The organism is Rhodoferax bucti, assembly GCF_005876985.1.
In the GTDB taxonomy this organism is placed as follows: domain Bacteria; phylum Pseudomonadota; class Gammaproteobacteria; order Burkholderiales; family Burkholderiaceae_C; genus Allorhodoferax; species Allorhodoferax bucti.
Genome location: NZ_VAHD01000002.1, coordinates 90,738 through 103,621 on the forward strand (window position 1 = coordinate 90,738; position 12,884 = coordinate 103,621).

A 12,884-nucleotide genomic window follows, 5' to 3' on the forward strand; every position below is an offset into this window, starting at 1 on the left:
CCGCGCGGAGCGATTTGTGGCATTGTAGCGACTTCATAAATTGCCCCGCGCGGGGCTTGCAAAGGACAAACCATGGAATGCACAGTCAGCTGGACTGGTGGCCTCAATACCCGCTCCGGTATGGGCTTTGTGGCCGAAACCGGCAGCGGCCATACGTTGATGATGGACGGCGCACCGGATGCTGCTAAGCCTGAAAACGGCGGCCAAAACCTGGCGCCTCGGCCTTTGGAAACCGTGTTGGCTGGCACCGGCGGATGCACCGCTTATGACGTGGTGTTGATTTTGAAGCGTGGTCGCCACGATGTGCAGGGCTGCACCGTCAAACTCACTGCCGAGCGGGCCGACGCCGATCCCAAGGTGTTTACCAAAATTCACATGCAGTTCACCGTGACCGGCAAAGGCATTCCCCCTAGCGCCGTGGAGCGGGCGATTGCCATGAGCCACGACAAATACTGCTCTGCCAGCATCATGCTGGGCAAGACAGCGGAAATCACCACCGGCTTCGACCTCGTCGAAGCCTGAACTGTTTAGATGCGCTCCGCCACGGTCGTCATGACTTTGGCGGCTGCGCGCATCAATTCCTTGACGGGTTGGGGGAGTTCTGCGGCGCCAGCCGCAAGTGCTTCGTCCGCATGCCGGATTTCGTCGATCTGCATTTGCGACACGATGGCGCGGGATTCGTGATCTCCTTCCGGTAGCAGCGAGAGATGACTTTCCAGATGAGCGCCCACTTGCCGTTCTGTTTCCACCACAAAGCCCAGGCTCAGGGCATCTCCCATGCGTCCGGCCAGCAGACCCAAGCCGAACGCGCCTGCGTACCACAGAGGGTTCAATAAAGAAGGACGCGAACCCAAGGCTTCCAGCCGTTGAGCTGTCCAGGCCAGGTGATCGGTTTCTTCGATGCACGCTTGGGTGAAGTGAGCACGTAACGCCTTGTTCGGGGTCGCCAACGCTTGCGCTGTATATAAAGCTTGTGCGCAGACTTCTCCTACGTGGTTCACCCGCATCAATCCCGCCGCTTTTTTCTTTTCGGCGTCGTTCAGCACGGTGTCCCCCTCCGGTACGGTGGGACAGGCCTGCGAGGCGCGCGGGGTGGCGAACAGGGTTCGCAAGGCAGTATCAGCGGCGTTAAAGAGTGAATCCATACAAATGCTTCGGGTTTGGCGTCAAATCAGCTCAGAAGTCTATCGGGAGTGTGAAATAGTGCACTTGACGTGGATTAAACGCGCTGTTGCACGTCCACAACGGTAACCCGTAGGAACCCTGATTTTTCTCCCGTTTCCTTTGCCAAAGTGTCACCGCTCTGGTGCAATAGCTCCAACTTCCTGAACAAGGAGGTTGGCCCGGGGTTCCGAACAATCGGTCCGGAGCTCTATGTTTAACCTTGGAGTATTTCTAATGAAAAAGACTTTGATCGCTTTGGCCGTTCTGGCTGCTTCCGGCGCTTCTTTCGCACAAGTTACCGTTACTGGTGCTGTTGCTTCTGGCTACCGTGCTGCTACCGCTGTTTCTACAACGGCTGGTGTTAGCACATCTTCTGATAGCTCTGGTCTGGGCGTGGATACTGCTGAATTGTTCTTCAAGGCTTCTGAAGATTTGGGCGGTGGTTTGAAGGCTGACGCAGTGTTGAGCTTTGACACAGTGACTCGTGCTGGCGTTGCTGGTGGCGACACATCTTTGACATTGTCTAACGCTTCTTGGGGTGCTTTCGCTCTGAAGTCTGTCAAGGGTGCTGACTACCTGTCCGGCGGTATCGCCAACGTGGGTGGTGTTGGTTTTGACGGGAAAATCTTCAGCGCTAAGACATACTCTGACAGCGTTAGCTACACTTCGCCTTCCTTCAGCGGTTTCACCGTTGGTTTGTCCCACGCTGAAAACAGTGTGAACAGCGTCACGACCGGTCAAGGCTTGGGCGTAGGTGCTGCTGGTACTCCCACAGGCCGTGATTCTCAACGTAACTCTGGCATTTCTGCTGCTTACGCTGCAGGTCCTTTGGCTGCTAACTTGGGTTACACAGCTTACGATCAAAAGGGTGTTGAAGCTACTGACGCAGCTAACAGCGATAACAAAGTGTACGCATCCGTTGCTTACGATCTGGGCGTTGCCAAGATCGGTGCTGGAGTGGAAAACCGCAAGCTGACAAAGGGAACACGTGTTGATTCCTTGGTTGGTGTTGCTTTCCCTGTCACCAGCGCCTTGACATTGAACGCTTCTTTCGCAAACCGTCAAGTGAACGACAACTCTGCCACTACTGACGGCACAAAGACCGGCTACGGTCTGGCCGCAGCTTATGCTTTGAGCAAGCGTACTAGCTTGGTTGCCAACTACCGCAACTGGACCAACACCGTTGGTGACAATGCTAAGGCTACAGAAACCAACTTCTTGGTTGCTCACTCCTTCTAAATTCTTGCTGGCTTAAGCCAGCTTGATTGAGAAATCAAAAAACCGCCTCCATGTGAGGCGGTTTTTTTATGGTTGTTTTGATTTCATATAGAGAAATATTTGACTTGCTTGGTGCTAATACAACAAATATTCAAAATCGAACGGTCGCTCTATATTTTTGACGCCGAGTTGCATGACGGGCGTGTGAATTTTTGTTTCAATAGAACTTACTTCTAAATAAAGAAGTAAGTTCAGACGGTAGGTTTTAAAAGTCCGCCGCTGATTCTTTAACTCACATTGAAGAGACAAGTCTTATGAAAAAAACACTCATCGCATTGGCAGCCTTGGCCGCTGGTAGTGCTTCTTTTGCTCAGATCAGCATCACTGGCTCAATCATTACGGGCTACAAGGCATCCAGCGTTTCGGCTGCTGCAGGCTCTGGGCTTGCTCTATTAAAGAATGGTGCTCTTGCCTCAGTCGCCGACACCTTTGTTGGTGGCAGCGGTGGTAACCCAACTGGAGATGCATCTGGTTTGGGTGTTGACACTTCTACTCTCACATTTGCCGCTTCTGAAGATTTGGGTGGCGGCATGAAAGTGGATGCCTCTATGAACTTTGATACTGTCACACGTAAAGAAGTGGTGGGTGGCGATACTTCGCTCAAGCTGACAACTGGCATTGGTCGTTTCACTTTGCAAACCTACAAACCTGTTGATTATTTGTCTGGTGGCATTTCGGGTGTAGGTGGTGCTGGCCTAGACGATCGCGTTTTTTCTGCCCGTACAAGCAAAGATTCTGCAGGCTTTGACACGAAATTTGGTCCAGTCGTTTTGAGCTACGCGCACTTTGAAGCCGGTCCTTCGAAGAAGTCTCCTACCAATCTTTTGGGTTTGGGTGTTGGTGCGGCTGGTGACGCATCAGCGGGCGGACAGCGTATCAATAGCTATGCTTTGACGTACCTCGGTGGAGAGTTGGTTGCAAATTTGAACTATCTCCAGTACGACGGTCGTGGTGATACAGACTCTACCTACAAGGATGTGATTCGTACCTCCGCTTCTTACAATGCCGGTTTTGCCAAGTTTGGTGCAGGTTACTCCCGTACTACAACGTTGGGCGGAGCCACAGTGACAGATTCTTTGGTTGCCGCCTCTGTACCCGCTGGAAACTGGACGTTCGGCGCTAACTATGGTATCGGCAATGTTGAAGGATCTACGATTGCATTCAATGCCGTAGCTGCAGCAAAAAATGCTGCTACTGCAAGCGCCTTGGGCATTCAAGCTACAGATTTGGATGGTTCCCGTAACGGCTACAGCTTGACAGCTGCTTATGCGTTGAGCAAGCGTACTAGCGTGACAGCTTCGTATGTGAATTGGTTGTCGAGCCCGTTTGCGGCAAACCGGAACACAGAAGCTACTCTGTTCTTGGCCCACTCCTTCTAATTCACTGCTGGCATCAGCCAGCTTGATGCAGAAACAAAAAAGCCCGCTGACAGTCAGCGGGCTTTTTTATGTGAAAACCCAGTTCAAGCGTAGCGCTTATTCCGCAAGTTGTGCTTCATCTCACTCAACAACGGTTGCAACTTGCCGCCGCCAATGCGCAGTGCAACGCAGGTAGCTAGGATGTCGATGATCATCAGGTGCAGCAGGCGCGACACCATGGGGCTGTAGCGGTCAAAGCCTTCGGGGTGGTCGGCGCTCAGGTGGATGTGGCCGGCGCTTGCCAAGGGCGAGCCGCTGGCGGTGATGACGATGGTCGTAGCGCCGTTCTTGCGGGCGATGTCGCAGGCATCCATCAGGTCGCGGGTGCGGCCGGAGTTGCTGATGACCACCACGCAATCGCCTTGCCCCAGGATGGAGGCGCTCATGACTTGCATGTGGCCATCGCTGTAGGCAGTGGTGTTGATACCCAAGCGGAAGAACTTGTGTTGTGCGTCTTGCGCAACGATGCCGGAATTGCCTACCCCAAAGAATTGGATTTGTTTGCCCGCGCTATAGGCGTCGACCAATGCCACCACCGCTTTTTCAATCGCCATGGTAGATGCATCGTTGCGGTAGCGCAAAAACGCGGCCACAGTGTTGTCGATGACCTTGACCATCACATCGCCGGTCTTGTCGTCCGCATCGACGCTGCGGTGAATAAAGGGCACGCCTTCGTTCACCGTGCCAGCGAGCTTGAGTTTGAAGTCAGACAAACCGTCGTAGCCCACGCTACGGCAAAAGCGCACAACAGTGGGTTTGCTCACGTGTGCGCGGTCAGCCAACTCGCTCACGGGCAGCTTGGCGAAAGCGCGGGGGTCCGCCAAGCACAGTTTGCCCACCCGCTGTTCGGCGGGAGCCAGTGAGGGCAGGGAGGCTTTGATTCGATCCAACATGGTCGGTTTTCCAAGTTGACATTACTGCAGAAGCCGCAGTAATGTCATCAGTACATCAGGACTCTTCTGACCAGCAGAAGCCGTCGCGGGCAATCATGGCGCTGGAGGCGCTGGGGCCCCAAGTACCTGCTGCGTACAAGCGGGGGCCGGTGGTGTCGGCGGCCCAATGTTCCAGCATCGGCTCGACCCAACGCCAGGCTTCTTCCTGCTCGTCGCTGCGGACAAACAGATTCAAGCGGCCGTCGATCACGTCCAGCAACAGACGCTCGTAGGCGCCCACGCGCTCGGAGCCGAAGCGTTTGTCAAAGTCCAGGTCCAGCTGCACAGGGGCCAGCGTTTGCGAAGCCGATCCACGTGTTTGGCGGTTGTCTTGGCCTTGTGCGAGCAGGTGCAGCTCCAAACCGTCTTTAGGCTGCAGGTTGATGACCAAGCGGTTGCCCACGCCCACGTTGGAATTGAAGATGGCGTGCGGGGTGGGGCGGAAGTTGATCACGATGCGCGCGTCACGACCCGACAGGCGCTTGCCGGTACGGATGTAAAACGGCACACCTGCCCAACGCCAGTTGGCGATTTCGGTGCGCAAGGCCACAAAAGTCTCGGTGTTGCTTTGCGGGTTGACACCGGTTTCTTCCCGGTAGCCGGGCACCTTGGCGCCACCGCTGGTGCCGGCAGAGTACTGGCCACGCACCACGTCCTGTTTCAAGGTCTCTTGGGTCCAGGGTTTGAGTGAGCGCAGCACCTTGAGCTTCTCATCGCGAATGGCGTCGGCGCCTGCGTTGATAGGCGGCTCCATGGCGATGGCGCACAGCAGTTGCAGTGCGTGGTTCTGCACCATGTCGCGCAGCGCGCCCGTGGTCTCGTAGAACGCGCCACGGCTTTCCACACCCAAGTCTTCGGCGATGGTGATTTGGATGTTGGCAATGTGTTCGCGGCGCCAGAGCGGCTCAAACAAAGCATTGCCGAAGCGCATGGCAAACAGGTTTTGTACAGAAGGTTTGCCCAGATAGTGGTCAATGCGGTAGACCTGCTCTTCGGCAAAGAAGCGGCTCACGGTCTGGTTGATGGCGCGGTTGGACGCCAAGTCGTGGCCCAATGGCTTCTCCAACACGATGCGCACCTTGGGGCTGTTCAGGCCCGAGGCCGCCAGTTGTTCGCACACATTGGTAAACAGGCTGGGCGCCGTGGCCACGTACATCACGATGCCGTCTGCGTTGCGGGCGTTCAGTGTCTCGGCCAGCCGGACATAGTCTTCGGCTTTGGACAGGTCCATGCGCACGAATTCGAGGATGGCGGCAAAGCGGGCAAACTCTTCGGCACTGGGGCGCTTGGCCAATTCCACCTTTTCAAAGCGGGACTGGATGAGTGCGCGGTACTGGTCATGGCTCAGGTCATCGCGGCCGACGCCGATGATGCGTCCGCCCTCGGGCAGCGTGCCGTGGCGGAACGCCTGAAACAAGGCGGGCATGAGTTTGCGCCAGGCCAAATCGCCGGTGCCGCCGAACATGACTAAATCAAAGCTCATAAGAGGAGTGGTACGTTTAAGAGTTACATGAAAGCTGACGTTGTAATGTAACTTTGTTTCATTGATAATTCAAGGGGACAAATCGCAACTCTTTGCGCGTTTTCCCTTAGTTTTAACCCCTGGCCTTGCGGCCCGTGACCCATGAACCAACTCGACGCACTCAAACAATTCACCACCGTGGTTGCCGACACTGGCGACTTCAAGCAGCTCGACGCTTTCAAGCCCCAGGACGCGACCACCAATCCCTCGCTGATTTTGAAGGCCGTGCAAAAGGCCGACTACGCGCCGCTGGTGAAAGACACAGTGAACCAGTTTCGTGGCCGCCCCATGGACGAAATTGTGGACCGCTTGCTGGTGCGTTTTGGCTGCGAAATTCTGTCCATCATCCCGGGCCGCGTGTCCACCGAAGTGGATGCCCGCTTGAGCTTTGACACGGCGGCCACTGTGGCCCGTGGCGAGCGCCTGATTGAGCTGTACCAAGCGCAAGGCATTCACTCTGACCGCGTGTTGATCAAGGTCGCTTCTACCTGGGAAGGCATCAAAGCCGCCGAGCAGCTGGAGCGCAAGGGCATCCACACCAACCTGACCTTGTTGTTCGCGTTCTGCCAAGCCGTGGCCTGCGGCCAAGCCAAGGTGCAACTGATTTCCCCCTTCGTCGGCCGTATTTACGACTGGTACAAAAAGAACGCCGGCGCGGCTTGGGTGGAAGCCGACAACGCCGAGTTGAACGATCCTGGCGTGAAATCCGTGGCGCAGATCTACAACTACTACAAGAAGTTCGGCATCGCCACCGAGGTGATGGGTGCGAGCTTCCGGAACGTGGGCCAGATCACCGCGTTGGCAGGCTGCGACCTGCTGACCATCAGCCCCGATTTGCTGGCCCAGATGGCGGCAACGGACACGCCTGTTGTCCAGCACCTGAAAGCCGATGCTGCGAAGGCTGCCGACATCGAACACGTCAGTTACGACGAAGCCGGTTTCCGTTTGGCACTGAACAACGATGCCATGGCGACCGAGAAGCTGGCCGAAGGCATTCGCGCGTTCTGCGTGGACGCTGTCAAGCTCGAACAATTGTTGTTGGCTGCTTAAGCGAAAGAGGATTCGGCGACCATGGCACGTACCCGTTGTGACCGCACGCCCGCCTGGGCCCAACTGCAAGCTGCATACCAAGCGACTGGTCAAGCGCTCGACGTGCGCGAGGCCTTTCAGGCCGATGCGCAGCGTTTCAGCCGCTTCAGCCAGGAGGCGCCTTATGTGTTTGCGGACTTGTCCAAAAACCGTATTGACGCCGCGACCGAGGGCCTGCTGCTGGACCTGGCGCGCCAGAGCGGTCTGTTGGAGCACCGCGATGCCATGTTCGCCGGCCAGAAGATCAACCACACCGAGCAGCGCGAGGTGTGGCACGTTTTGTTGCGAAATCCGCCTGTAGCGCCCGTGCAATATGCGGGAGCAGCTCCTGAATTCATAGCGTCAGAGCAGGCCAAGGTGCACACCACCTTGGACGCGATGCTGGCCTACGCCGAAACCTTGCGCGCAGACAAAGTCATTACCGATGTGGTGAACATCGGCATCGGCGGCTCCGACCTCGGTCCGCAAATGGCGGTGCTGGCCTTGGACGCATTCGCAGACAGTGGCAAGCGCCTGCACTTTGTGAGCAATGTGGACGGCCACGAGCTGGCCGCCAAGCTGCCGCACTTGAAGCCGGAAAGCACCGTCTTCCTGATTGCCAGCAAGACCTTCACCACCATCGAGACCATGACGAACGCGGCCTCCGCCAAGGCCTGGTTTCTGACGCAGGGTGGCACCGACATTGCCCGCCACTTCGCAGCCCTCACGACCAACGTGGCGGCGGCGAATGCATTCGGTATCACCACCACCTTCGGCTTTTGGGACTGGGTGGGGGGCCGCTATTCCATGTGGTCAGCCATCGGCCTGCCCATCGCGATTGCGGTTGGAGCCCAGGGCTTCCGTGAGCTGCTTGCGGGTGCGCACGCGATGGACGAGCACTTCCGCACCGCGCCGCTGGAAAGCAACCTGCCGGTGCGGCTGGGCCTGCTGGACGTGTGGTACCGCAACTTCCACCACTTCACCAGCCGCAGCATCGCGCCTTATCACAGCGCTTTGCGCCGCCTGCCGGCCTACTTGCAGCAGCTGGAGATGGAAAGCAATGGCAAGCGTGTGGATGCGAGCGGCGAAGCCTTGCCTTTTGACACCTGCCCGGTGCTCTGGGGCGAGCCCGGCACCAACGGCCAGCACGCCTACTTTCAGATGCTGCACCAGGGCACCGACGTGGTGCCGGTGGAGTTTATTGCGGTCAAAAAGGCGCGCCATGACCTGAAGGGCCACCACCCCATGCTGCTGGCCAATGTGCTGGCGCAGGCGCAGGCGCTGATGCAAGGAAAGAGTGATGTTGGCGGCCACAAGCATTTCACGGGCAACCGCCCCAGCACTTTCCTGTTGCTGGACGATTTGACGCCCGCTTCGCTGGGCGCGCTGATTGCGCTGCAGGAGCACCGCGTGTTTGTCAGTGGCAGCTTGTGGGGCATCAATAGCTTTGACCAGTGGGGCGTGGAGCTGGGCAAGGTGTTGGCCAAGGACATTGAGCCGCGCTTGGCGTCGGGCGATGTGTCCGGGTTGGATGGCTCGACGGCGGGGCTGTTGGCGCGTTTGCGGAGCTGAGTTGCTTGCTTGTGCGTAGCTTGGCACTCGCACAGCATGCAGGGGCACAGTGGCGGGCTCATGCTGCCACATGCGCAGAAATCGCCCGCCACCGCGCCCCTGCATGCTGTGGGGCGTTGGCTTGCGTTGGGCGTATGTACCTATGAGTACTGCTCTCTCCCTTACGCAAGCCCGTAATCTGCACCTTGCCGCGCAGGGCCTCTTGCAAGCGCCCATTCGCAGGGCACAAGCAAGTGACATTGCGGCCTGCATTGGGCGCATGGCGCTGTTGCAGATCGACACCATCCATGTGGTCTCGCGCAGCCCGTATTTGGTGTTGCATGCGCGGCTGGGGGACTATCCGCGCGAGTGGCTGGAGGACACCCTGGCCAGTGCGCAGATTTTTGAAACTTGGGCGCACGAAGCCTGTTTTGCACCGGTGGACGATCTGCACATTCACCGTGCGTACAACCGGCAGGCTCGCCAGCACTGGGGCGTGGCCAATGCACGCACGCTGGCTGCAACCCAACGCCCGCATCTAGACAAGCTGCTGGATCACATACGCACCCACGGTCCGGTGAAATCATCCGACTTTGAGCGGCCCGAGGGCAAGGGCGGTGCGTGGTGGGGTTGGAAGGACGAAAAGCGCTGGCTGGAGGCGCTGTTCGGCTTGGGCGAACTGATGATTACGCGGCGCGAGAACTTTCACCGCGTGTACGACCTGAGCGAGCGCGTGGCGCCCCAGCTCTTGCAACCCTCGCCAGTGCCGGACGCCGCCGCCCTCGATGTGGCGCTGATTGAGAAGGCGGTCACGGCGTTGGGCATCACCCAGGCCCGCTGGATTCACGATTACTTCCGCACCAAGCCCCGCCTCAAGGATGCGGACTTGGAGCCGTTGGTGGCGGCCGGCACCTTGCTGCGTGTGGCCGTCGACGGATGGGATGCGCCGGGCTATGTGCACGCCACCCACGCACCACAACTCAAGAAGGCGCTGGCGGGCCAGCTGCAGGCGACCCACACCGCCTTGCTGTCCCCCTTCGACCCCGTGGTGTGGGACCGCGAACGGGCCTCTGCGTTTTTTGATTTTGACTACCGGCTGGAGTGCTACACGCCCGAAGAGAAGCGTGTGTATGGCTACTTTGTGCTGCCCATTCTGTGCCGTGGCGAGCTCATCGGCCGGCTGGATGCCAAGGCGCATCGTGCAGAGGGCGTGCTGGAGGTGCGTGCCTTGTATGCCCAAGCCGGGCAGGTATGGTCGGAGGCACAGATCCTCGATGTGGCGAATGCCATCCAGCGCAGCGCTGATTGGCACGGTACACCTCGGGTGCGCATCAGCCACACGCAGCCCGCCAAGCTGGCAGCCGCCTTGCGGCGGGCGCTCAAACATTTGAAATTGAAACTTGAAAGACCTGAAATATGAATGTGGTGTTTGACTTTGGCGCGGTGCTGTTCACCTGGCGCCCGGTGGATTTGATGATGGAGTGCTTTCCGCAGCGTGCGGCCACACGCGCCGAGGCGGGGCATTTGGCGCACGAAGTATTCGGCCATGCCGAATGGCAGGCGTTTGACCGCGGCACCATCGCCATGCCTGACTTGATTGCACAGATCGCGCAGCGTGTGGGGCTGGATGCCACAGTGCTGGGCGCGTTGGTGGAGAGCATTGGCGAGCGGCTCACGCCCATGCCGGAGTCCGTGGCCTTGTTTCGGCGTTTGGTAGCCGTGCGTGCGCTGCGGGCGAACCAAGGGGCCGAACCCTTGAAGCTTTACTACCTCTCCAACATGCCGGTGCCCTATGCCCGCAGCCTGGAGCGCATGAACGCGTTTTTGCAGGAGTTTGATGGAGGCGTCTTTTCAGGCGATGAGTTGCTCATCAAACCCGAGCCCGCCATCTACCAGCGCCTCCAAGCCCGCTACGCCCTGGAGCCCGCCAAGACGGTGTTTCTGGACGACCTGCTCCCCAACATCCAGGCCGCACAGGCCGAAGGCTGGTACGGCATCCACTTCCACAGCGCCCAGCAAGCTACGCAGGAGCTGCAAGCGCTTGGTTTAAGCGAAATCGGCCTCTAGCGCTTATGGGGCGTGCGTAAGCAGCTATTAAAAGCATAGCAAAAAAGGCGTAAAAAAGCCCCGCAAGGCAAAACCGAGCGGGGCTTTTTATTGGGTTTTTGCCGCAGCGCGAACGAACGCAACTACGACGCAGCATGAGGGTGCAGGGCAAGGCGCAAACGCGCTGACAGTACCTCTGGTACGGCAAGCGTTTGCAACGCCGCCATGCGCCCTCAGGCCAGGAGAGCTTACATGCCCATGCCGCCCATTCCGCCCATTCCACCCATATCAGGCATACCGCCGCCAGCAGCTTCTTCCTTCGGAGCTTCAGACACCATGCACTCGGTAGTCAGCATCAAGGAAGCCACGGAAGCAGCGTTCTGCAGAGCAGTACGTGTCACCTTGGTGGGGTCCAGGATACCCATTTCGATCATGTCGCCGTAGGTGTCGTTAGCAGCGTTGAAGCCGTAGTTGCCCTTGCCGGCCAACACTGCGTTCACCACCACAGAGGCTTCGCCACCGGCGTTGAACACGATCTCGCGCAGAGGCGCTTCGATGGCCTTCAACACCAGCTTGATACCGGCGTCCTGGTCAGCGTTGTCGCCCTTGATTTCGCCAGCAGCTTGCTTGGCGCGCAGCAGAGCCACGCCACCACCAGCCACAATGCCTTCTTCCACGGCAGCGCGGGTAGCGTGCAGGGCGTCTTCCACGCGGGCCTTCTTTTCCTTCATTTCGACTTCAGTAGCAGCGCCCACCTTGATCACGGCAACACCGCCAGCCAACTTGGCCACGCGCTCTTGCAGCTTTTCACGGTCGTAGTCGGAAGTGGCTTCTTCGATCTGGATGCGCACTTGCTTCACGCGGGCTTCGATGTCAGCAGCAGCGCCAGCACCGTCGATGATGATGGTGTTTTCCTTGCCCACTTCGATGCGCTTGGCAGAACCCAGGTCAGCCAAAGTCACTTTTTCCAGAGACAGGCCGATTTCTTCTGCAATCACCTTGCCGCCGGTCAGGATGGCGATGTCTTCCAACATAGCCTTGCGACGATCGCCGAAGCCAGGAGCCTTCACAGCCACGACCTTCAGGATGCCGCGGATGGTGTTCACCACCAAAGTTGCCAGGGCTTCGCCATCGACATCTTCAGCAATGATCAACAAAGGACGGCCAGCCTTGGCGACTTGTTCCAGGGTAGGCAACAGGTCACGGATGTTGCTGATCTTCTTGTCGAACAACAGCACGAAGGGGTTGTCCAGCAAGGCAGCTTGCTTTTCGGGGTTGTTGATGAAGTAGGGGGACAGGTAGCCGCGGTCGAACTGCATGCCTTCCACGACATCGAGTTCGTTCTGCAGGGACTTGCCGTCTTCCACAGTGATCACGCCTTCTTTGCCCACTTTGTCCATGGCGTTAGCGATGATTTCGCCGATGCTGTGGTCGCTGTTGGCAGAAATGGAGCCGACTTGGGCGATCTCTTTGGAAGTGGTGGTGGCCTTGGAAGCCTTCTTCAGCTCGGCGATCAAAGCAGTCACTGCCTTGTCGATACCGCGCTTCAGGTCCATGGGGTTCATGCCGGCGGCAACGTACTTCATGCCTTCGCGCACGATGGCTTGGGCCAGCACGGTAGCGGTCGTAGTGCCGTCACCCGCGTTGTCAGAAGTCTTGGAAGCGACTTCCTTGACCATCTGCGCACCCATGTTTTGCAGCTTGTCTTTGAGTTCGATTTCCTTGGCCACGGACACACCGTCCTTGGTCACGGTGGGGGCGCCGAACGAGCGCTCCAACACCACGTTACGGCCCTTGGGGCCCAGAGTCACTTTGACCGCGTTGGCCAAAATGTTCACGCCTTCAACCATGCGTGCGCGGGCTTCGCCGCCGAAAATTACGTCTTTTGCTGCCATGTGTGGCTCC

The 12,884-nt window shown here is 58.1% G+C and carries 11 protein-coding genes; 7 read left to right on the forward strand and 4 right to left on the reverse strand.

Features of this window, described 5'->3' with window-relative positions:
* Positions 1–72 precede the first annotated feature (72 nt).
* Positions 73–522, forward strand: a complete 450-nt coding sequence (locus FDM28_RS06895) for an OsmC family protein (RefSeq protein ID WP_138514439.1) — start codon at positions 73–75, stop codon at positions 520–522.
* A gap of 5 nt (positions 523–527) precedes the next feature.
* Here FDM28_RS06895 and coq7 read toward each other — a convergent pair whose 3' ends face one another.
* On the reverse strand, positions 528–1,145 hold the full coding sequence (coq7, locus tag FDM28_RS06900; protein WP_138514440.1) for a 2-polyprenyl-3-methyl-6-methoxy-1,4-benzoquinone monooxygenase: 618 nt from the start codon (positions 1,143–1,145) through the stop codon (positions 528–530).
* Positions 1,146–1,374: 229 nt separating this feature from the next.
* Between coq7 and FDM28_RS06905 the strand changes: the two genes are divergently transcribed.
* On the forward strand, positions 1,375–2,403 hold the full coding sequence (locus tag FDM28_RS06905) for a porin (RefSeq protein WP_138514441.1): 1,029 nt from the start codon (positions 1,375–1,377) through the stop codon (positions 2,401–2,403).
* Positions 2,404–2,696: 293 nt separating this feature from the next.
* Positions 2,697–3,821 (forward strand): porin, encoded by a 1,125-nt coding sequence (locus FDM28_RS06910; protein WP_138514442.1) that lies wholly within the window; start codon positions 2,697–2,699, stop codon positions 3,819–3,821.
* A gap of 83 nt (positions 3,822–3,904) precedes the next feature.
* Here FDM28_RS06910 and FDM28_RS06915 read toward each other — a convergent pair whose 3' ends face one another.
* A complete protein-coding gene (locus FDM28_RS06915) occupies positions 3,905–4,753 on the reverse strand; it encodes a MurR/RpiR family transcriptional regulator (RefSeq protein WP_138514443.1) in 849 nt (282 codons plus the stop codon).
* Between the two features lie 55 nt (positions 4,754–4,808).
* On the reverse strand, positions 4,809–6,275 hold the full coding sequence (gene zwf, locus FDM28_RS06920; protein ID WP_138514444.1) for a glucose-6-phosphate dehydrogenase: 1,467 nt from the start codon (positions 6,273–6,275) through the stop codon (positions 4,809–4,811).
* A 141-nt stretch (positions 6,276–6,416) separates the two neighbouring features.
* Here zwf and tal point away from each other — a divergent pair, with 141 nt between their 5' ends.
* The 4 genes from tal to FDM28_RS06940 all read left to right on the forward strand — a co-directional run bounded on the left by tal (position 6,417) and on the right by FDM28_RS06940 (position 11,000).
* On the forward strand, positions 6,417–7,364 hold the full coding sequence (gene tal, locus FDM28_RS06925) for a transaldolase (RefSeq protein WP_138514445.1): 948 nt from the start codon (positions 6,417–6,419) through the stop codon (positions 7,362–7,364).
* Positions 7,365–7,385: 21 nt separating this feature from the next.
* Complete coding sequence (gene pgi, locus FDM28_RS06930; RefSeq protein ID WP_138514446.1) at positions 7,386–8,954, forward strand: glucose-6-phosphate isomerase; 1,569 nt, start codon at positions 7,386–7,388, stop codon at positions 8,952–8,954.
* Between the two features lie 142 nt (positions 8,955–9,096).
* Positions 9,097–10,353: a winged helix-turn-helix domain-containing protein gene (locus FDM28_RS06935; protein WP_138514447.1), complete on the forward strand. Its 1,257-nt coding sequence runs from the start codon at positions 9,097–9,099 to the stop codon at positions 10,351–10,353.
* The gene (locus FDM28_RS06940; RefSeq protein ID WP_138514448.1) at positions 10,350–11,000 is read left to right on the forward strand and encodes an HAD family hydrolase; all 651 of its coding nucleotides are present in this window, start codon (positions 10,350–10,352) and stop codon (positions 10,998–11,000) included. Before FDM28_RS06935 ends, FDM28_RS06940 begins: the two co-directional genes overlap by 4 nt.
* A 227-nt stretch (positions 11,001–11,227) precedes the next feature.
* Here FDM28_RS06940 and groL read toward each other — a convergent pair whose 3' ends face one another.
* Positions 11,228–12,874: a chaperonin GroEL gene (gene groL / locus FDM28_RS06945; protein WP_138514449.1), complete on the reverse strand. Its 1,647-nt coding sequence runs from the start codon at positions 12,872–12,874 to the stop codon at positions 11,228–11,230.
* Positions 12,875–12,884: the final 10 nt, after the last annotated feature.